Here is an 18548-nt window from a genome sequence, read left to right as displayed (position 1 = left end):
CGCCCCGGCGCGCACTTTCACGGAAAGCGTGGCTATTCGGCGCCGCTTAGCCACTCTTTCTCTACAAGTGTGCGGATCTTGGCGGGGTGTGCGGGGGAGGTGATGCGCGGCCCGTCATCACCCGCCGTGAGTCCACGCCGCCCCGCCCGGGCGTGCACTTTCACGGAAAGCGTGGCTATTCCGCGCCGAATGGCCACTCGTTCCGTGAAAGTGCGCGGATCTTGGGGGTGGGGTGGGGAGGGGAGGGTGGGACCGGGGTCAGGGGGTTGCTGCGGTGAGGAAGAGGTGGAGGGCGAGGTCGGCCAGGGAGGACGCGGTCTGGTCGATGGGGGCGCGGGGCAGCACGATGTGGCTGACCACGAGGCGGACGACGGTGTCGGCGGCGAATGCCAGGGCCGCCGGGTCGGCGGCGGGCAGGTGGTCGCCCGCCCAGTCCAGCAGGGCGCCGGAGGCCTCGGTGAGCACCAGTTCGGCGCGGGTGGTCAGGTACGGCAGCAGCGCGTCGGAGCCGCCCCGGGCGCTGGTCAGGATCGCCTTGATCAGCGGGTTGCCGGCCGCCTCGGTCAGGGTGTGCCAGATGGCCGCGTACGCGCCGGCCCGCACGTCGGCGCCGTGCTCACGCAGGGCCGCCCGGACGTCGGCGACGAACCGGTCCACCTCGCGCCGGGCGAGCGCCTCGGCCAGCCCCGCCTTGCTGCCGAACTCGTTGTAGACGGTCTGCCGGCTCACCCCGGCCGCGGCCGCCACCCCACCCATCCGTACCCCGTCCCAGCCGGACGCGACGGTCTGCGCGCGAGCGGCGTCGACGATCGTGTCGCGCAGCCGCTGCCGGGCGGAATCCCTCAGCTCACCCATGGTGGTCGAAGTCTACGATCGCCGTCCGGCCCGACGCCCGCCCGGCGGGCCCCGGGTCCGAGGCCGCCGCGGCGCCCGGCGACGCGGACGCGGCGCGCCGCCTCCCGGGCGCAGCGGCGAGCCGGACGACGCCTAGGATGTGCGGTCATGGCACGCGTGCTCACTCCCCGTGCGGAGGATTTCCCCCGCTGGTACCAGGACCTGATCGCCAAGGCGAAGCTGGCCGACAACGGCCCGGTCCGCGGCACCATGGTCATCCGTCCGGCCGGCTACGCCATCTGGGAGCGGATGCAGGCCGAGATGGACGCCCGGATCAAGGCGGCCGGCGCGGAGAACGCGTACTTCCCGCTCTTCATCCCGGAGAGCTACCTCAAGCGCGAGGCCCAGCACGTCGAGGGCTTCTCGCCGGAGCTCGCCGTGGTCACCCACGGTGGCGGCAAGCAGCTCGCCGAGCCGGTGGTGGTACGCCCCACCAGCGAGACGGTGATCGGCGAGTTCATGGCCAAGTGGATCGACTCGTACCGGGACCTGCCGCTGCTGCTCAACCAGTGGGCCAACGTGGTCCGCTGGGAGCTGCGCCCGCGGATCTTCCTGCGGACCAGCGAGTTCCTCTGGCAGGAGGGGCACACCGCGCACGCCACCCGTGAGGATGCCCGCGCCTACGCGCGGCGGATCCTGCACGAGGCGTACGAGGACCTGATGGTCAACGTGCTCGGCATCCCGGTGGTGGTCGGTCTGAAGACCGCCCGGGAGCGCTTCGCCGGCGCGACCGCCACGTACACCTGCGAAGGCATGATGGGCGACGGCAAGGCGCTCCAGCTCGGCACCAGCCACGAGCTGGGCCAGAACTTCGCCAAGGCCTTCGACATCAGCTACTCCTCGGCCGAGGGCGGCCGGGAGCACGCCTGGACGACCTCCTGGGGCACCTCGACCCGGATGCTCGGCGGCCTGATCATGGCCCACGGCGACGACAACGGCCTGCGGGTGCCGCCGAAGCTGGCGCCGATCCAGGCGTACGTGATGATCGTCAAGGACGGCGAGGGCGTCGCCGAGGCGGCGGCCAAGCTCCGCGACGGCCTGCGGGACGCCGGCGTCCGGGTCGCGCTCGACGACCGCACCGACACCGCGTTCGGCCGCCGGGCCGTCGACGCCGAGCTGCGCGGCTATCCGGTACGCGTCGAGGTCGGCCCCCGCGACCTGGCCGCCGGCAACGCGGTCGTGGTCCGGCGTACGGACGGCTCGAAGGCGCCCACCCCGGTGGCGGACGTGGTCGGCGCGGTGCTGGCCGCCCTGGAGGCCGACCAGCGGGTGCTGCACGACCAGGCGTTGGCCCACCGCGAGTCGCGCACCGTCGAGGTGTCGACGCTGGCCGAGGCGATCGAGGCGGCGGCCACCGGCTGGGCCAAGGTGCCGTGGTCGGCGGTCGGCGTGGCGGGTGAGGCCGAGGCGAACGGTCAGGGCGTCACCGTGCGCTGCCTGCTCCGCGCCGACGGCTCGGTGCCCGACTCGGAGGACGAGTCGGACCTGGTCGCCATCCTCGCCCGCGCCTACTGAGGTGCGCCCGGGCGGTCCCGCCGACCGGTTCGCGCCGGGTCGGCTGATCCTGCACCGCAACGTGCGGCGCGGCCGGATCGGCTGGGTCCGGCCGGGCCGGGTGGTCAGCGACGACGAGCGCGGACTGCTGATCTGGATCGCCCGGGACAGCCCGGTCGCCCACGAGGTCACCGAGGCCGGCCTGGGGATGCGGGCGATGCCGTTCGCCGAGTGGATCTCCTCGTCGTACCGGCTGGCGCGCGGCCGGTGGAGCGGCCCGCCCCTGCTGAAGTTCCTGCCCACCGGGGCGGCCCACTCGGTGTGGTGGTTCTCCGACGCGCGGGGCCGGTTCGCCAACTGGTACGTCAACCTGGAGGAGCCGGGCGTCCGCTGGGACGACGGCCAGGTCGCCGGGGTCGACGTGGTGGACCAGGACCTCGACGTGGTGGTGTACCCGGACCACAGCTGGCGGTGGAAGGACGAGGAGGAGTTCGCGGAGCGGCTCGCCTTCCCCGACGACTACTGGGTGGCCGACGAGGCGGCGGTACGGGCCGAGGGGGAGCGGGTGATCGCCCGGGCCGAGGCCGGGGTGTTCCCGTTCGACGGCACCTGGTGCGACTTCGTCCCGCCGCCGGACTGGGACGTACCCGACGAACTGCCGCCCGGCTGGGACCGTCCGCCGGTCCGCTGACCGTGTTCCGCGTCACCGCCGCGCCTCACCGGGTGACCTGTCCCGGGTCCGGTGTGAGAGATCGGCGCCGGATCTGGCAGAATGGGTCGCTGGTATCCGGCGCGCGTCCGGCGCCCTCTAACCCGGGCGTGTCGCCAGTCCACCGAGTTGTCTCCGGCCCAACCCCACTGTGCCGGGTGGCGCTCACCCGTGCACCGCCCGTACCGGGTCGGTGAGATCGCAACAGGAGCGAAACAACTGTGGCCGTAAAGATCCGGCTCCTGCGGATGGGCAAGATCCGCAACCCGCAGTACCGCATCGTCATCGCCGACTCGCGCACCAAGCGCGACGGTCGGGCGATCGAGTTCGTCGGCGTGTACCAGCCGAAGGAAGACCCTTCGGTGATCGAGGTCAAGTCGGACCGGGTCCAGTACTGGCTCTCCGTCGGCGCGCAGCCGAGCGAGGCGGTGCAGCGTCTGCTGGAGCTGACCGGTGACTGGCAGAAGTTCAAGGGCCTGCCGGCCCCGCCGCCGCTGAAGGTCGCCCCCGAGCGCGCCGACCGCAAGGCGGCGTACGAGGCCGAGGCGAAGGCCGCCGCCGGCCTGGCTCCGGAGGCCCCGGCCAAGCCGGCGAAGAAGGCCGCCAAGGCCGAGGCGCCGAAGACGGAGGCGCCGAAGACCGAGGCTCCGGCCGAGGCGCCGAAGACCGAGGCTCCGGCCGAGGCCCCGGCCGCTGCTGCCGACGCCGGTGAGCAGGCCTGACATGCCGCTGCGTCCCGCGCTGGAGCACCTGGTCAAGGGCATCGTGGATCACCCGGACGACGTGCGTGTCCGGATGGTCGACTCCCGTCGGGGCAAGCGGCTCGAGGTCCGCGTGCACCCCGAGGACCTCGGCACTGTGATCGGGCGGTCCGGCCGGACCGCCAAGGCACTGCGCCAGGTGATCGGCTCCATCGGTGGACGCGGAGTACGCGTCGACATCGTCGACTCGTACTGATGCTGCTCATCGTCGGCAGGATCGGCAAACCGCACGGCATCCGCGGTGAGGTCACCGTGGAGGTGCGGACCGACGAGCCCGAAGCGCGTTTCGCCCCCGGCACGGTTCTTCGGACCGAGCCGGGGGCGACCGCCCCGGCCAATCCCGCCCCCGGTCCCGGCGTTCCGTTCGCGGTCCCCGCGGAGCTGACCATCGAGGCGGCCCGCTGGCACCAGGGCCGGATGCTGGTCGCCTTCGAGGGCATCCTCGGCCGCGAGGTCGCCGAGGCGCTGCGCGGCACCCTGCTCGGCGTGGACAGCGCCGACGTCGCGCCGCCGGAGGACTCCGAGGAGTTCCACGACCACCAACTGGTCGGTCTCGCCGCGGTCACTCCGGCCGGCGAACACCTGGGCGAGGTGGCCCGGATCGACCACGCCCCCGCGTCGGACCTGCTGGTCCTGCGCCGCCCCGAGGGGCGTACCGCGCTGATCCCCTTCGTCAAGGCGATCGTCCCCGAGGTCGATCTCGCCGGCGGTCGCGTCGTGGTCGACCCGCCGGCCGGTCTGCTCGACCTCTGAGACCGGAGCCACCCCCCATGCGCGTCGACGTCGTGTCGATCTTCCCGGAGTACTTCGCCCCGCTGGATCTGTCGCTGATCGGCCGGGCCCGGGAGAACGGGACGCTGCGGCTGGCCGTACACGATCTGCGGAGCTGGACCCACGACGTGCACCGCACGGTCGACGACACGCCCTACGGCGGCGGCCCGGGCATGGTCATGCGGCCGGAGCCGTGGGGCGAGGCGCTCGACGCCCTCGCCCCCGACGAGCTCAGCCCGGACGGACACACCCTGCCCCGGCTCCTGGTGCCCTCGCCGGCCGGCGTCCGGTTCACCCAGGCCATGGCCCACGAGCTGGCCGCCGAGTCGCACCTGCTCTTCGCCTGCGGCCGGTACGAGGGCATCGACCAGCGGGTGCTGGAACACGCCGCGACCCGGATGCGGGTCACCGAGGTCTCCCTCGGCGACTACGTGCTCTTCGGCGGCGAGGTGGCGGTGCTGGTGATCCTGGAGGCGGTCACCCGACTGCTGCCCGGGGTGCTCGGCAACGCCGGCTCGCTGGACGAGGAGTCGCACGCGCACGGGCTGCTGGAGGCCCCGATGTACACCAAGCCGGCGACCTGGCGCGGGCACGAGGTGCCGGAGGTGCTCCGCTCCGGCGACCACGGGCGAATCGCCCGGTGGCGGCGCGACGAGGCGCTGGCCCGCACCGCCGCCCGGCGGCCCGACATGATCGCCGCGCTGCCCCCGAAGAGCCTGGACAAACGGGACGTCGCCGCGTTGGACCGGGCCGGATTGCAGCTGCCGCCGGGGGATGTGGCAAAGTAGGGGGGTTGCCGCATCCACCCGCGCCCGCGGGCGGCTGCGAGGATCCTCGACCGGGGTCGGCCCACCGACCACCACCCGGGGATCAGAATCACCCATCCGCGCACCGAGTGACGGTGCGCCGTGAGCCTCACGAGGACGCAGCGATGAACATCCTGGACGCCCTTGACGCCCAGTCGAAGCGGACCGACCTCCCCGACTTCCGTGCCGGTGACACCGTCAAGGTGCACGCCCGGGTCGTCGAGGGCAACCGGTCCCGTGTCCAGATCTTCCAGGGCGTCGTCATCCGCCGCCAGGGTGACGGTCTGCGCGAGACCTTCTCGGTCCGCAAGGTCAGCTTCGGTGTCGGCGTGGAGCGGACCTACCCGCTCAACGGCCCGGGCATCGACCGGATCGAGGTCGTGACCCGCGGTGACGTGCGTCGCGCCAAGCTCTACTACCTGCGCGAGCTGCGCGGCAAGAAGGCCAAGATCAAGGAGAAGCGGGAGAAGCAGCCCAGCTGACTTCCCGCTCGCCACGCCGCCTGAGCTGCGCGGGTGTCGTATCGACCAGATCGCATTACCCTGGTCGTACGGGCGCAGCGGGGCAGCGACGCCGCGACGCTGGTCACGGCGTGCGAATGTCCACTACCGCCCGTGGGGCCTCGACGAGGCTCCCGGGCGGTAGTGTCGTTTCTGCGGACCGGGGAGTGGCGTGGTGCAGGTGCTTGACGAGGACGGCACAGTCGATCCGTGGCGCCGGCGGACCCGGCGCACCCGCCGGCAGATGCCGCTCTGGCAGGAGCTTCCGCTGCTGCTGGTCGTCGCCTTCTGCCTGGCCGTGCTGATCCGCACCTTCCTGCTCCAGGCCTTCTTCATCCCCTCCGGCTCGATGGAGGACACCCTCCTCATCGGCGACCGGGTGCTGGTCAACAAGGTCGTCTACGACGTGCGCGACCCGGTGCGCGGCGAGGTCGTGGTCTTCCGGGGCACCGACCGGTGGGTCGCGCAGGAGGTCCAGGAGCCCGAGCCCGGCTTCGCCGGCAAGGTCGGGCGGACGTTCGGCGACCTGGTCGGGGTCAGCCGCCCGGGCGAGAAGGACTTCATCAAGCGGGTCATCGGCGTACCCGGCGACCGGGTGAAGTGCTGTGACGACCAGGGGCGCGTGCTGGTCAACGGCACCCCGCTGGACGAGCCGTACGTGATCCGCAACTCGCCGCTGGACGTGCCGCCCAACGCCCGCGAGTGCCGGTCCCGGCGCTTCGAGGAGGTGGTCGTCCCGCCCGGTCAGATCTTCGTGATGGGCGACCACCGACTGGTCTCGCAGGACGCCCGCTGCCAGGGCCCGGTGCCGATCGACAACGTGGTCGGCCGGGCGTTCATGGTGGTCTGGCCGTCCCAGCGGTGGACCTCGCTGCCGGTGCCGGAGACCTTCGACCGGCTCTCCCGGCCGGCCGCCGCCCCGGCCGCCCCGCCGCCGGCCGAGCCGACCCCGGTGGGCGGTGTCAATCTGGTGCTCCCGGCGGTGACCCTGATGTCCGTTGTCGCGCGTTCCGGACGATCGGCCCGCGCCCGGGGACGTAGGCTCCACCCGTGATTGACGAGCAGACCGACAGGCCCCGCAGTTCCTTCTGGAAGGAACTGCCCATCCTCCTGGGCGTGGCAATCCTGGTGGCGGTGCTGGTCCGCTACTTCGTGTTGCAGACCTTCTTCATCCCGTCCCCGTCCATGGAGAACACCCTCCAGATCGACGATCGGGTGCTGGTCAACAAGTTGGTCTACGACTTCCGGGCGCCGCACCGCGGCGAGGTCGTCGTCTTCAAGGCGCCGACGGAGTGGAGCGGCAACCCCGACGGCGAGGACTTCATCAAGCGGGTGATCGGCGTCGGCGGCGACCACGTGGTCTGCTGCGACGACGACAAGCTGGTGATCAACGGCAAGCCGCTCGACGAGCCGTACATCTTCTCGGCCAACGGCGAGCGGGACAAGCCGGCCGACCAGGAGTTCGACATCACCGTGCCGGAGGGGCGACTCTGGGTGATGGGCGACCACCGCTCCGCCTCCGGCGACTCCCTGGAGCACTGGCAGCAGTCCGGTCGGAACATCGACAGCGCCACCATCCCCGAGGACCAGGTCGTCGGGCGGGCCTTCACCGTGTTCTGGCCGGTGGACCGGGCCACCTGGCTCACCGTGCCCGAGCCGTTCGACGCCATCCCCAACCCGTAGCGGACCCGCGGCCCGCCCCCGGGCGTGGCAGATCGTCACCGGCGTCTGGCAGGCTGGGGCGGTGACCGTCTACACCCCTCGCCGCGCGGCCCGGGTGCTGCTCGTCGACGCGGCCGGCCGGGTGCTGCTCTTCAGCGGCTGGGACCCGTCCCGTCCCGAGCACCGGTACTGGTTCACTCCCGGCGGCGGGATCGACCCGGGGGAGACGCCCGCCCAGGCCGCCGCCCGCGAGTTGGCCGAGGAGACCGGGCTGCGGCTGGACCCGGGCGAGCTGGGCGCGCCGGTCTGGTCCGAGACGGTCGAGTTCCCCTTCGACGGCGTCTGGTACCGGCAGGAGCAGGAGTTCTTCCTGGTCCGGGTGGCGGGCTGGGAGGTGGACACCACGGGCTTCACCGACATCGAGCGGGCCAGCGTCTCCGGGCACCGCTGGTGGTCGGTCGACGAGCTGACCGCGAGCGACCACCGCTACTACCCGGAGGACCTGCCGGCCGTGCTGACCCGGGCCCTGACCGACCCGAGCGGAGCCGCGTCGTGCTGACGCCCCCGCGTACGGTGGTGCGCCGCGAAGGTGGGCTCTACGCCCTGGAACGGGCCCTGCAACGGCGCGGCTTCCGGCACGTCGCCGGCGCCGACGAGGCCGGCCGGGGCGCCTGCGCCGGGCCGCTGGTCGCCGCCGCCGCGGTGCTGCCCGAGGGGCGGCGCGGTGAGATCGACGGGCTGGCCGACTCCAAGCTGCTCACCCCGGCCAGCCGGGAGCGGGTGTACGAGGAGGTCGTCGCCCGTGCCCTGGCGTACGCGGTGGTGATCATTCCGGCCGAGGAGGTCGACGCCCGGGGCCTGCACGTGTGCAACCTCGCGGCGATGCGCCGGGCGCTGGCGTCGCTGACCACCCGACCGGAGTACGTGCTGACCGACGGCTTCGGCGTCGACGGGCTGGACGTCCCCGGGCTGGCGGTGTGGAAGGGCGACCGGGTGGCGGCCTGCGTGGCGGCGGCCAGCGTGCTGGCCAAGGTCACCCGGGACCGGCTGATGGTGGAGCTGGACGGGCAGTACCCGGGCTACGGCTTCGCCGAGCACAAGGGGTACATCACGCCCGAGCACAGCGAGGCGCTGCGCGAGCGCGGCCCCTGCGTGGAGCACCGGTTCTCGTACGTCAACGTGGCCACCGTGTCCGGCCGCGCCGGCCGTCCGCCGCGGTCCCGACGCCCCGCCGTCGGGCCCGCGCCCGAGCCGATGGAGCGCTTCGACGCGTCAGGGGGTACCGTCGGCGTGGCGTTGGGCGAGCAGCCTCGGCCTCCGGCGTCGGTGGGGGAAGATGTGGTCATGGAAGGCGGAGTGCGATGAGCGCGGAAGATCTCGAGAAGTACGAGACCGAGATGGAGCTGCAGCTCTACCGGGAGTACCGCGACATTGTCCGCCAGTTCTCCTACGTGGTGGAGACAGAACGCCGCTTCTACCTCGCCAACCAGGTCGACCTGCACGTGCGCAACTCTGACGGCGAGGTCTACTTCGAGGTCGAGATGCACGACGCCTGGGTGTGGGACATGTACCGTCCTGCCCGGTTCGTGAAGAACGTCCGAGTGATGACCTTCAAGGACGTCAACGTCGAGGAGCTGGAGAAGCCCGACATCTCCCTCCCCGCCGACTCCGGCTTCGGCGGCTGACCCACCGCACTTCCCGCCGGCATCCCCCACCCGCCGGCCCGCGCGACCTCTTCCCCCGGCCCGCCGCCTGACTCCCGGCGCGGGCATTGTGGCGGGCCGGCCGGATTCCGCCCGCCACGCCTGCCCGCGTCGCCACCGGCACTGACCTGGGGCGGCGGTCGCCGGGGCACTGCCTCGCGGATCAGCCCGCGAGGACCGCGACCTCGACCCGCTGGACCAGGTTGTTGGCGAACCCGCCCCGGTTCCACGGCTGCTCGACCGGCTGGGTCCGCCCGGACGCGTCGGTGGCCCGGGCACCGAGGACGTACCGGCCCGGCCGCGGCGACCACTCGTACCGCCAGCGCCGCCAGGACCAGTCCCCGCCGCGCGGCGGGTCCACGATGGCCGCTGCCCAGGTCGCCCCGCCGTCGGTGGTCACCTCCACCGAGGTGATCGGCGCGTGCCCGGACCAGGCCCGACCGTCCACCGTGCACGGCCCGGGACGCAGCACCCGGGTGCGGGTCATGAAGTCCGGGAACCCCGGCGGGCGGACCAGGGCGCGCGGCTCGATCCGGGTCACCGGCTCGCCCGGGTCGTCGGCGTCCCGGCGCAGCCGGTAGGCCACCGCATTCTGGTAGCCGTCGAACTCCTCGGTCAGCACGGTGATGCCGCGCAGCCACTTCACGTGCGCCATGCCGTACCAGCCGGGCACGATCAGCCGCAGCGGCGCGCCGTGCTGCGGCAGCAGGGGAGCGCCGTTCATCTCGTACGCCAGCAGCACCTCGTCCCGCAGCGCGTCGGCGACCGGGAGGGCCCGCTGGTAATCCTGCTCGACGCCGCGCTCGACGCCGTGGTCGGCCCCGGTGAAGACGACGTCGACCGCCTCGGGCGCGATGCCGGCCTCACGCAGCAGCGGGGCGAGCGGCGTGCCGGTCCACTCGGCGTTGCCGACCGCCTCCACCAGCCAGGGCTGGCTCACGGGGCGCGGGTGCAGCAACGCCCGACCGTTGCCGGCGCACTCCAACGTCACCTGCCGGGTCACCCGGGGGCGCGAGCGCAGCTCGTCGAGCCCGAGGATCAGCGGCAGGCGTACGGCGCCGTCGACGGTCAGCGCGTGGCCGGCCGGGTCGACGTCCGGGATGTCGTAGTGGATCAGCAGGTAGTGCAGGCCGGCCGGGGTGACGTCGTAGCGCAACGCCTCCAGCGGGATGCCGTGGTTGCGGGCGGCCAGTTGCAGCTCCTCGGCGCTGATCGCCTCGTCCGGCCCGGCCACCCGGGAGGGCCGGCTCACATCGTCCACGCTGGTCACGGCGGCCTCCCCGGTTTCTGCCCTCGGCCCGTGGGCCCAGCCTAGTCGCCGCGCCGCTCCACCGGTCCGTGCCGGCGCGGCTGGCTCCGCTCCCGTCGCCTAGCAGATCGACTCGAATGGTGGGCGTTGTCCACAGGGTGGCCCGTCGTCCACAGCGGACGGGCTGTCCGGGTCGGTCGGGCGCCGGTGCGGGCATGCTGCGGACATGTGGAGAGCACTGCGCGCGGTGACGGTGTGCTGGGCGGTCCTGCTGGTCCTCGGCCCGCCGGGTGCCGTCGCCGTGGCGACTCCCGGGCCGGGGGCGGACCGGGCGGGCGGCGTCCGGCTCGTCGCACCCCCGGCCGCCACAGTCACCCGTGCCTTGCCGCTCCGCCCGTCCGGACGAGCGGTCGACGGCCGGCCGCCGAAAGCCGCGGCGGCGCGGGCCACCCTCGGTGCGGCGGCGGGTACGCCGGCCTTCCGGTGGCCGCTCGACGGCACGCCCCGGCCGGTGCGGCGTTTCGACCCGCCGCCCCGACCGTGGCTGTCCGGTCATCGCGGGGTCGACCTGGCCGCCGCCTCGGGAGCGACCGTGCGCGCGGCCGGCGCCGGGACGGTGCTCTTCGCGGGCGTGGTCGCCGGCCGGCCGGTGGTCACCGTGGGGCACGCGGCGGGCCTGCGGACCACCTACGAGCCGGTCCGACCCGAGGTACGCCCCGGCGACCCGGTCCGGCCCGGTACGCCGCTCGGCGTGCTGCTGGCCGGGCATCCCGGCTGTCCCAGCCCGGCCTGCCTGCACTGGGGGCTGCGGCGCGGCGTGGACTACCTCGACCCGCTGGCCCTGCTCGGGCTCGGGCCGGTCCGGCTGCTTCCGGTGGGCGACCCGAGCGGCCCGCTCACCGAGCAGACGGCGAGCGGCCCGCTCACCGAGCGGACAGCGAGCGGCGCACTCGCCGAACAGATGGCGAGCGGCGCACTCGCCGAACGGACGGCGAGCGGCGCACTCGCCGAACGGACGGCGAGGGCCGCCTGCCGGTGTGGTCGGCGCGGGCCGGGGTCAGGGCCGGGCGAGCAGCGGGGGCAGCCGGACCGCCAGCCGTTCGTACTCCTCGGCGGAGTTGTAGACCTGCGCGCAGAGCCGTAGCCACCCCCGACCGTCCCAGGTCATCACCGCCACCTCGGCGGCGAGCCGCTCGGCGATCCGGCCGCCCAGGGCCCGCGCGGTGTCCAGGGTGGTGGCCACGCCGGGTGGCAGCGGCACGATCCGCATGGCGACCGCCGGTCCGCCCGGGTCCGGCAGGTCGGCCGGTGCCACCCCGAGGGCGTCCCCGACCACCCGTTGCCCGTACGCGGCCAGCGCCGCGTTGTGCGCCCGCACCCGGTCCAGGCCGAGGCTGCGCAGCGCGTAGAGCCCGGCCGGGGCGCTCAACCAGCCCGTGTAGTCGAGGGTGGCCTGCCACTCCACGTCGCCGGGGAAGCCGGCGCCCTGCTCCCAGGAGACCACCAGCGGCTGGATCCGCTCCCGCCACGGCGGAGCGACCACCAGCACGGCGGTGCCCCGCGGGGCGAACGCCCACTTGTGCAGGTTGCCCACCCAGAAGTCCGCGCCGACGGCGCCGACGTCGACCGGCAGCATGCCGGGCACGTGCGCCGCGTCCACCAGCACCGGTACGCCCCGCTCCCGGGCCACCTGGACCACGGCCGCGACCGGGAAGAGGCGGGCGGTGGCCGAGGTGAGCTGGTCGATGACGAGCAGTCGGGTGCGCCCGGGTCGCAGACCGGTCCGGACGATCTCGACGACCTCCTCGTCGGTGGCGGTCAGCGGCACCCGCAGCGCCCGGGTGCCCGCCCCGGTACGGCCGCACTCCCGCTCGATGCTGAAGCCGACCGCGCCGTACCCGTGATCGGTGGTGAGCACCTCGTCGCCGGCCCGCAGGCCGAGGGACTGCAGGACCACCGCGACGCCGGTGGTGGCGTTGCCGACCAGCGCCGTGCCGTCCGGATCGGCGCCCAGGAAGGTGGCCAGATGCCGCCGGGTGTGGCCGATCCGCTCGGCCAGCCCCTGCGCGAAGAAGCGCAGCGGGTTGGACTCCATCTCGTCGCGCAGCCGCTGCTGCGCCCGCTGCACGCTGATCGGTACCGCGCCGAACGCGCCGTGGTTGAGGTAGCTGACCGCCGGGTCGAGCGAGAAGAGCAGTCGGGCCCCGGGAATCGGCTCGGGCGGCCGGGCGACGGTCACGCGGTGATCATATCCGTCGACAAGCGCGGCGGGTTTCATCCCGGGAAGCACCGGCGACCATCAGTGCGGCGCGTAGAAACTGTCGTCCCACACCTGGCAACCGTCTGCCGGGACATCCCACCAGTGGGGTAGGGGCGCCGGGGGCCACCCGGGCTCGGGCTGGAAGTCCTGCCACGTCCCGTCGAAGGGGTACCGCCGGCTGACGGCCCGGGCGAGGAGAAGCTCACCCTCTTCGCGGATACGTAGAGCCGCGGCGGTATCCCAGAACAGAGGATCGTTTGTCTGGGCAGCGAACTCGTCCTCGTCCTTCCAGGTCCAGCGGCCGTCCGGCGTGATGAGGAGGTCCAACGCGTGATCTTCGACATCAACACCGCCGCGCCAGCGACGCATCGGTGCTTCCAGGTTGACGTACCAGCCGGCGAAGTCTCCGTTCGCGGTCCAGGACCACCACACCGAGTGCGCCGCGCCGGGAGGCATCACCATCAGCGTGCGGTATGGGCCCCAGGTCCCCGGTGCGAGGAGGGTCGGCGTCGTCAACTCCGCACGGATCGGCAGGGCACGGGTGGGAGTGCCCGCCAGGTCCCTACGCCGCATGGTGGCTGCACCCACGTCGACCCACAAAGCCAGCCCACGCTCGTCATCGGCCACGACCCGGCCCGCCTGCACAGCGCCGATGCGTCCATCCGGATGCATGCCGCGTCGCACGATCAACTGTCCCCTCCCGTAGCGCATCCCGGCAGCGTAGGGGCCAGCCGCGCCGCCCGGGACCGCAGCATGGCGGACGGAAGCGCGCCGTCATGTCGACGTCTTCGGACGTGGGACTCGGCACAATGGGCGTGCGCTGGTGGGGTCAGGCGCGCGGGTGGGCCTGCCGGTACGCGGCCCGCAGCCGCTCGACCGAGACGTGGGTGTAGATCTGGGTGCTGCCGAGCGAGGAGTGGCCCAGCAGTTCCTGCACGGCGCGCAGGTCCGCGCCGCCCTCCAACAGGTGCGTCGCCGCCGAGTGCCGCAGTCCGTGCGGGCTGACCCGGGGCAGGCCGAGGGACTCGGCGTACCCGGCCACGATCCGGCGCGCCGTCGTCGGGTTCAGCCGCCCGCCGCGCGCGCCGAGCAGCAGCGCCTCCCCGGAGCCGGGCACCACCAGGGCGGGTCGCCCGGAGCGCAGCCAGTCGTCGATCGCCCGCTGGGCCGGCACCCCGTACGGCACCGAGCGTTCCCGGCCGCCCTTGCCGAGGACCCGGACCACCCGGCGGCCGTGGTCCACGTCGGCGACGTCCAACCCGCACGCCTCGCTGACCCGTACCCCGGTGCCGTAGAGCAGTTCCAGCAGGACCCGGTCGCGCAGTCGCACCGGTTCGTCCTCGGGGCGGGCGGTGCCGGCTGGACCGTCCTGCCGGGTGGCCCCGATGGCCGAGTCGTCCCGGTGTCCGGCCGCGTCGGGCCGGGCCGCGTCGGGGTGGGTGCCGGCGGCGGGCCCGGTCGCTTCGGCGGGCCGGGTGGCGGAGGGACGCCGATCGGGCGCCTCGACGAGGGCGGCGGCCTGGTCGGCGCGGAGCACGGTGGGCAGGTCGCGGTGCGCCCGGGGGCTGGACAGCGGAGCCGCCACGTCGGTGGGGAGCACGCCCGCGCGGTGCGCCCAGGCGCTGAAGGTCCGCGCCGCCGCCGCCCGCCGGGCCAGTGACGTCCGGGCCGCGCCCACCGTGCGCTGCCGGGCCAGCCAGCTGCGCAGCACCGTCAGGTCCAGCTCGCCGGGTGCGGAGCAGCCCATCCGTACCGCGTGGTCGAGCAGCGAGACCACATCGGCCACGTACGCCCGCACGGTGTGCGCGGATCGGTTGCGTACCCGGGCCAGGTGCTCGGCGAAGTCGTCCACGGCCTCCCGCATCGCCGGTGGCAGCGCCTCGTGGATGGCCCGGGTGGCCCGAGTGCCGCCCGTCATCGCCCCGCCCGTGCCGTCGACGGGCAGGCCGGAGCGGGGAGGCCTGGCACCGCATGACGTCCGCCTGGCATGGGCTCAGCGTAAGCGCGTGCCGGGCGGTCGGCAGAATGCTGCGCATCGACACGACGCCCGCGGAGGCCCAGGCGGTCGACCCCGCGACGAGCTGCGCGAGGACGCCCACGGCCCAGCCGTTCCGTCCCAGGGGCGCGGCGTGGGCACAGAAGACCTGACCTTGCGCGGCGGCACGCCGTCGGTGCTGGCCGGTGGTGGCGTGGCCGGGGAGACTGGAGGCAGGGACGGTGCGTGCGCCGTCGCCCGGTTGCCTCGGCGGGGACGCCGACGGGAGGAGGGGACCGCTCATGGGCCTGGACGTCGTCCTCTACCGGCTGGTCCGGGGCGGCCCGGGCCGTCGGCCGTCCGCGGTCGCGGCGCAGGTGGTGCCCGACCCCGACGATTTGCTGCTCGATCTGCTGAAGCGGGGGCGGGGCGGCGGACGCACCCCGACGCTGGATCGGGTCGACCCGCTCGGTGAGCTGGTGGTCGGGGCGGAGCGGGCACCCCAGCTCCTGACCGAACTGGACTGCCTGGTCGAAGCCGCCCGCACTCCGGCCGAGACCGTGCAGGTGCGGCGGGTCGCGGTGCTGGTCCGCCGGTGCGTACGCGAGCGTGACCTGGAGATCCGGTTCGAGGGGGACTGAGCCCGGTCAGCCTTCGGCCCCTCGCCCTGGGCCGGCGGTGGCGCGCGCCGACGTGGCGGGCCGCGCCAGGGCGTACCCGCCGTCCCGGCGGAGCACCATCGCCAGCTCCTCCAGCAGGGAGAGCTTCCGCATCGCCGTCCGTACGTCGACCCCGGCCCGCGCGGCGAGCGCGTCGAGCCCGACCACCCCGCGCCGGGGCAGCGACTCCAGCACCAGGGTCGCCTCGTCGTCGAGCAGGTCGCCCGGGCGCTCCGGCCCTCGTGCGGGCGGGGCCAGGTCGGTCCCGATCCGGCCGACCTCCTCCAGCACGTGCGGCACCCCGGTCACCAGCCGCGCGGCCGGCTGGTCCCGCAGCACCTCGTGCGCCCCGACCGACATCGCGGAGGTGACCGGGCCCGGCACCACCATCGCCCGCCGGCCCATCGCGATCGCCCGGTTCACCGTCTGCGTCGCGCCGCTGCGGGCCGCCGCCTCCACCAGCACCGTGCCCCGGGTGGCGGCGGCGATCACCCGGTTGCGGATCAGGAACCTCGGCCGCAGCGGGTCGGACCCGGGCATCCACTCGCTCACCAGCAGCCCGGTCTCGGCGATCCGGTCGAACAGGGCGGCGTTGCCCATCGGGTACGGCCGGTCGACGCCGCAGGCCAGCACGGCCACCGTCAGCCCGCCGGCGGTCATCGCGCCCCGGTGCGCCGCCGCGTCGATGCCGAACGCCCCGCCGGAGACCACCGTCCAGTCCCGCTCGGCCAGCCCGTACCCGATCTCGGTGGCGACGTGCAGGCCGTACCCGGTGGCGGCCCGTGCGCCGACCACCGCGACGGAACGGTCCAGCGCCTCGCCGAGCGACCAGCCGCCGCGTACCCAGAAGCAGAGCGGCGGGGCGGTCTCCACATCGACGCGCCGGCTCGTTCCGGACAGCACCAGCCGGCGCAGGTCGTCGAGGCGGGCGGGCCACTCCTCGTCCTCCGGGGTGAGGACGCGGGCACCGATCCGCTCGGTGCGGGCGAGCGCCTCGGCGGCGACGGCGCGGGCATCCTCGGCGGCCGTGCGCGCCGACACCGCCGTACGCAGGCTCGCCTCCGGCGCGCCCCCGTCGAGCAGCAGGTCCAGCGCCGCGACCGGGCCGAGCTGCTGGACCAGCCGGTGCACCGACCGGGTGCCCGGCTCGGTGAGCCAGGTCAGCGCCACCCGGGCCAGCAGCCGCTCCTCGCTGGTGCTCATGCTCCCTCTCCCGTCCTGAGTTGGATGGCCTCCAACACGTCCTCGCGCTGCGGCCTGGCCCGCCCGTCGAGGTCCGCGATGGTCCAGGCCAGCCGGATGATCCGGTCGAAGCCACGGGCGGAGACGGCCCCCGAGTCCAGCCGGCCGCGCAGCTCGGCGGTGTCCCGGGCGGGCAGCCGCCAGGGCGGCCGTCGCAGGTGCGGGCCGGGGATCTCGGCGTTGAGCCCGCGGCCCACCGGAGCCCAGCGCACCGCCGCGGCCTGCCGGGCCGTGGCGACCCGGGCCGCCACGGTCGCCGAGGACTCGCTGGCCACGGCCGCCTCCATCAGCTCCGCCGCCCGCACCGGCAGCAGCTTCACCTGCACGTCGATCCGGTCGAGCAACGGCCCGGAGAGCCGGCCCAGGTACCGCCGCCGGGCCAGCGGGCTGCACTCGCAGTACGCGTCGCCGGCCGGCTTCGCGCACGGGCACGGATTGGCGGCCAGCACCAACTGGCTGCGGGCCGGGTACTCGGTGCCGCCCCCGCTGCGGGCCAGCTGGATCCGGCCGTGCTCCAGCGGTTGCCGCAGCGCCTCCAGCGCGCCCTTGCTGAACTCGGGCGCCTCGTCGAGGAAGAGCACGCCGCGGTGGGCCAGTGAGACGGCCCCCGGCCGGGCCAGCCCGGACCCGCCGCCGACCAGGGAGGGGATGGTCGCCGTGTGGTGCGGCGCCTGGAACGGCGGCCGGCGCAGCAGCCGCCCGCCCGGCGGGAGCAGTCCGGCGATCGAGTGCAGGGCGGTGACCTCCAGCGCGGCGGCGTCGTCCAGCTCCGGCAGGATCGAGGGGAGCCGCTCGGCGAGCATGGTCTTGCCCGCGCCGGGCGGCCCCAGCAGGGAGAGATGGTGCCCGCCGGCGGCGGCCACCTCCAGCGCCCGGCGGCCCAGCGCCTGCCCCGCCACCTCGGCCAGATCCGGCCCGTCGACCGGGGGCGGCGCCGGCATGGCGGGCGGCTCGATCAACGGGCTGCCGTCGCGGACGAAGCAGGCCAGCCGGTGCAGCGTGTCGACCGCCCGGACCCGGATCCCGGGGATGACCGCCGCCTCGGCGGCGTTCTCCACCGGCACGATCACCCGGTCCCGCCCGGCGCGGGCCGCGGCCGCCACCATCGGCAGCACCCCGCGTACCGGCCGGACCGTCCCGTCCAGGCCCAGCTCGCCGAGGATCACCACGCCGTCCAGCGGCACCAGGGGCAGCTCCCCGGAGCCGCCCAGCACCGCCGCCGCGATGGCCAGGTCGAAGGCGGAGCCGTACTTGGGCATCGTCGCGGGCAGCAGGTTGAGCGTGATCCGCCGGTTGGGCCAGCGCTGACCCGAGTTGACGATGGCGGCCCGCACCCGGTCGCGCGCCTCGTGCAGGGCGCTGTCGGGCAGCCCGGAGATGACCACCGCCGGCAGCCCGGCGGCCAGGTCGGCCTCCACCTCGACCAGGTGGCCGGTGACCCCGACCAGCCCCACGCTGAACACCTTGGCGTAGCTCACGCCGTCACCCCCGGCGTACGCATCAGAACGCCCCCTTGAGGTGCTCGACGCTGGCCGCGCCGGCGGTGGGCAGCCGGACCGCCAGCACGTCGAAGCGCACCTCGTCGGCGTCGACCCCGCTCTCGGCCAGCCAGCGGGCGGCGAGCCCGCGCAACCGGCGGGCCTTGGCCGGCACGACCGCCTCGGCCGGGGTGCCGTAGTCGTCGGTGCGTCTGGTCTTCACCTCGCAGAAGGCGAGCACCGGGCCGTCCCAGGCGATGATGTCGATCTCCCCGTCCGGGCAGCGCCAGTTGCGGGCGACCGGCCGCAGCCCGGCCCCGATCAGGTGCCGGACGGCGCACCGCTCGCCGTACGCGCCGACCGCCTGGTTCCGCTTCGTCATGCC

The 18548-nt window shown here is 74.4% G+C and carries 21 protein-coding genes and 1 pseudogene; 14 read left to right on the top strand and 8 right to left on the bottom strand.

Features of this window, described 5'->3' with window-relative positions:
• Positions 1-258: 258 nt before the first annotated feature.
• A complete protein-coding gene (locus GA0074696_RS25950; protein ID WP_088963501.1) occupies positions 259-855 on the bottom strand; it encodes a TetR/AcrR family transcriptional regulator in 597 nt (198 codons plus the stop codon).
• A gap of 147 nt (positions 856-1002) precedes the next feature.
• On the opposite strand from GA0074696_RS25950, the gene proS reads away from it, so the two are divergent.
• The 12 genes from proS (at position 1003) to GA0074696_RS25890 (ending at position 9282) form a co-directional block, all read left to right on the top strand.
• Positions 1003-2409 (top strand): proline--tRNA ligase, encoded by a 1407-nt coding sequence (proS, locus tag GA0074696_RS25945; RefSeq protein ID WP_088963500.1) that lies wholly within the window; start codon positions 1003-1005, stop codon positions 2407-2409.
• A gap of 1 nt (position 2410) precedes the next feature.
• On the top strand, positions 2411-3079 hold the full coding sequence (locus tag GA0074696_RS25940; RefSeq protein WP_331716511.1) for a DUF402 domain-containing protein: 669 nt from the start codon (positions 2411-2413) through the stop codon (positions 3077-3079).
• Between the two features lie 239 nt (positions 3080-3318).
• A complete protein-coding gene (gene rpsP, locus GA0074696_RS25935; protein ID WP_088963499.1) occupies positions 3319-3819 on the top strand; it encodes a 30S ribosomal protein S16 in 501 nt (166 codons plus the stop codon).
• Positions 3794-4054: an RNA-binding protein gene (locus GA0074696_RS25930; RefSeq protein WP_172862164.1), complete on the top strand. Its 261-nt coding sequence runs from the start codon at positions 3794-3796 to the stop codon at positions 4052-4054. Before rpsP ends, GA0074696_RS25930 begins: the two co-directional genes overlap by 26 nt.
• A gap of 2 nt (positions 4055-4056) precedes the next feature.
• A complete protein-coding gene (gene rimM / locus GA0074696_RS25925; protein ID WP_172894748.1) occupies positions 4057-4611 on the top strand; it encodes a ribosome maturation factor RimM in 555 nt (184 codons plus the stop codon).
• 17 nt (positions 4612-4628) lie between these two features.
• Positions 4629-5417, top strand: a complete 789-nt coding sequence (gene trmD / locus GA0074696_RS25920) for a tRNA (guanosine(37)-N1)-methyltransferase TrmD (RefSeq protein WP_088963497.1) — start codon at positions 4629-4631, stop codon at positions 5415-5417.
• Positions 5418-5560: 143 nt separating this feature from the next.
• Complete coding sequence (rplS, locus tag GA0074696_RS25915; RefSeq protein WP_030335223.1) at positions 5561-5917, top strand: 50S ribosomal protein L19; 357 nt, start codon at positions 5561-5563, stop codon at positions 5915-5917.
• A gap of 190 nt (positions 5918-6107) precedes the next feature.
• The gene (gene lepB, locus GA0074696_RS25910) at positions 6108-6989 is read left to right on the top strand and encodes a signal peptidase I (RefSeq protein WP_088963496.1); all 882 of its coding nucleotides are present in this window, start codon (positions 6108-6110) and stop codon (positions 6987-6989) included.
• Complete coding sequence (gene lepB / locus GA0074696_RS25905; protein ID WP_088963495.1) at positions 6986-7618, top strand: signal peptidase I; 633 nt, start codon at positions 6986-6988, stop codon at positions 7616-7618. The genes lepB (GA0074696_RS25910) and lepB (GA0074696_RS25905) overlap by 4 nt, the downstream gene beginning before the upstream one ends.
• A 61-nt stretch (positions 7619-7679) precedes the next feature.
• Positions 7680-8156 carry an NUDIX hydrolase gene (locus GA0074696_RS25900; RefSeq protein ID WP_088963494.1) on the top strand — a complete coding sequence of 159 codons (477 nt, stop codon included), beginning with the start codon at positions 7680-7682 and terminating at the stop codon, positions 8154-8156.
• Entirely contained in the window at positions 8150-8962 is an 813-nt protein-coding gene (locus GA0074696_RS25895; RefSeq protein ID WP_088963493.1) for a ribonuclease HII, read from the top strand. Before GA0074696_RS25900 ends, GA0074696_RS25895 begins: the two co-directional genes overlap by 7 nt.
• The gene (locus GA0074696_RS25890; RefSeq protein WP_007075222.1) at positions 8959-9282 is read left to right on the top strand and encodes a DUF2469 domain-containing protein; all 324 of its coding nucleotides are present in this window, start codon (positions 8959-8961) and stop codon (positions 9280-9282) included. Before GA0074696_RS25895 ends, GA0074696_RS25890 begins: the two co-directional genes overlap by 4 nt.
• Before the next feature lie 181 nt (positions 9283-9463).
• Here GA0074696_RS25890 and GA0074696_RS25885 read toward each other — a convergent pair whose 3' ends face one another.
• Positions 9464-10570: a sulfite oxidase gene (locus GA0074696_RS25885; protein WP_088963492.1), complete on the bottom strand. Its 1107-nt coding sequence runs from the start codon at positions 10568-10570 to the stop codon at positions 9464-9466.
• A gap of 205 nt (positions 10571-10775) precedes the next feature.
• Here GA0074696_RS25885 and GA0074696_RS25880 point away from each other — a divergent pair.
• Positions 10776-11426: pseudogene (locus GA0074696_RS25880) on the top strand (M23 family metallopeptidase); the annotation flags it as partial.
• 180 nt (positions 11427-11606) lie between these two features.
• On the opposite strand, the gene GA0074696_RS25875 reads toward GA0074696_RS25880, so the two are convergent.
• The 3 genes from GA0074696_RS25875 to GA0074696_RS25865 form a co-directional block, all read right to left on the bottom strand.
• Complete coding sequence (locus GA0074696_RS25875; RefSeq protein ID WP_088963491.1) at positions 11607-12788, bottom strand: aminotransferase class V-fold PLP-dependent enzyme; 1182 nt, start codon at positions 12786-12788, stop codon at positions 11607-11609.
• A 60-nt stretch (positions 12789-12848) separates the two neighbouring features.
• Positions 12849-13520: a DUF402 domain-containing protein gene (locus GA0074696_RS25870; RefSeq protein WP_088963490.1), complete on the bottom strand. Its 672-nt coding sequence runs from the start codon at positions 13518-13520 to the stop codon at positions 12849-12851.
• A gap of 118 nt (positions 13521-13638) precedes the next feature.
• Complete coding sequence (locus tag GA0074696_RS25865) at positions 13639-14727, bottom strand: tyrosine recombinase XerC (RefSeq protein ID WP_088963489.1); 1089 nt, start codon at positions 14725-14727, stop codon at positions 13639-13641.
• Positions 14728-15086: 359 nt separating this feature from the next.
• Here GA0074696_RS25865 and GA0074696_RS25860 point away from each other — a divergent pair, with 359 nt between their 5' ends.
• A complete protein-coding gene (locus GA0074696_RS25860; RefSeq protein WP_088963488.1) occupies positions 15087-15425 on the top strand; it encodes a hypothetical protein in 339 nt (112 codons plus the stop codon).
• 6 nt (positions 15426-15431) lie between these two features.
• Here GA0074696_RS25860 and GA0074696_RS25855 read toward each other — a convergent pair whose 3' ends face one another.
• Genes GA0074696_RS25855 through GA0074696_RS25845 form a run of 3 tightly spaced genes read right to left on the bottom strand, consistent with a single transcriptional unit; the run spans position 15432 to position 18545 of the window.
• The gene (locus GA0074696_RS25855) at positions 15432-16646 is read right to left on the bottom strand and encodes a DNA-processing protein DprA (protein WP_088963487.1); all 1215 of its coding nucleotides are present in this window, start codon (positions 16644-16646) and stop codon (positions 15432-15434) included.
• The gene (locus tag GA0074696_RS25850; RefSeq protein ID WP_088963486.1) at positions 16643-18163 is read right to left on the bottom strand and encodes a YifB family Mg chelatase-like AAA ATPase; all 1521 of its coding nucleotides are present in this window, start codon (positions 18161-18163) and stop codon (positions 16643-16645) included. Before GA0074696_RS25850 ends, GA0074696_RS25855 begins: the two co-directional genes overlap by 4 nt.
• A 22-nt stretch (positions 18164-18185) precedes the next feature.
• Positions 18186-18545 carry a YraN family protein gene (locus GA0074696_RS25845; protein WP_088963485.1) on the bottom strand — a complete coding sequence of 120 codons (360 nt, stop codon included), beginning with the start codon at positions 18543-18545 and terminating at the stop codon, positions 18186-18188.
• Positions 18546-18548: the final 3 nt, after the last annotated feature.

The organism is Micromonospora purpureochromogenes (genome assembly GCF_900091515.1).
GTDB lineage: Bacteria > Actinomycetota > Actinomycetes > Mycobacteriales > Micromonosporaceae > Micromonospora > Micromonospora purpureochromogenes.
This window is presented reverse-complemented; position numbering and strand designations above follow the sequence as displayed.

Bases quoted from the DNA above. Each gene is read 5' to 3' on its own strand.
- GA0074696_RS25870 (WP_088963490.1), bottom strand. From the start codon at position 13,520: ATGCGCTACGGGAGGGGACAGTTGATCGTGCGACGCGGCATGCATCCG.
- GA0074696_RS25855 (WP_088963487.1), bottom strand. From the start codon at position 16,646: ATGAGCACCAGCGAGGAGCGGCTGCTGGCCCGGGTGGCGCTGACCTGG.
- trmD (WP_088963497.1), top strand. From the start codon at position 4,629: ATGCGCGTCGACGTCGTGTCGATCTTCCCGGAGTACTTCGCCCCGCTG.
- GA0074696_RS25860 (WP_088963488.1), top strand. From the start codon at position 15,087: ATGGGCCTGGACGTCGTCCTCTACCGGCTGGTCCGGGGCGGCCCGGGC.
- GA0074696_RS25890 (WP_007075222.1), top strand. From the start codon at position 8,959: ATGAGCGCGGAAGATCTCGAGAAGTACGAGACCGAGATGGAGCTGCAG.
- GA0074696_RS25950 (WP_088963501.1), bottom strand. From the start codon at position 855: ATGGGTGAGCTGAGGGATTCCGCCCGGCAGCGGCTGCGCGACACGATC.
- rplS (WP_030335223.1), top strand. From the start codon at position 5,561: ATGAACATCCTGGACGCCCTTGACGCCCAGTCGAAGCGGACCGACCTC.
- GA0074696_RS25845 (WP_088963485.1), bottom strand. From the start codon at position 18,545: ATGACGAAGCGGAACCAGGCGGTCGGCGCGTACGGCGAGCGGTGCGCC.
- proS (WP_088963500.1), top strand. From the start codon at position 1,003: ATGGCACGCGTGCTCACTCCCCGTGCGGAGGATTTCCCCCGCTGGTAC.
- GA0074696_RS25865 (WP_088963489.1), bottom strand. From the start codon at position 14,727: ATGACGGGCGGCACTCGGGCCACCCGGGCCATCCACGAGGCGCTGCCA.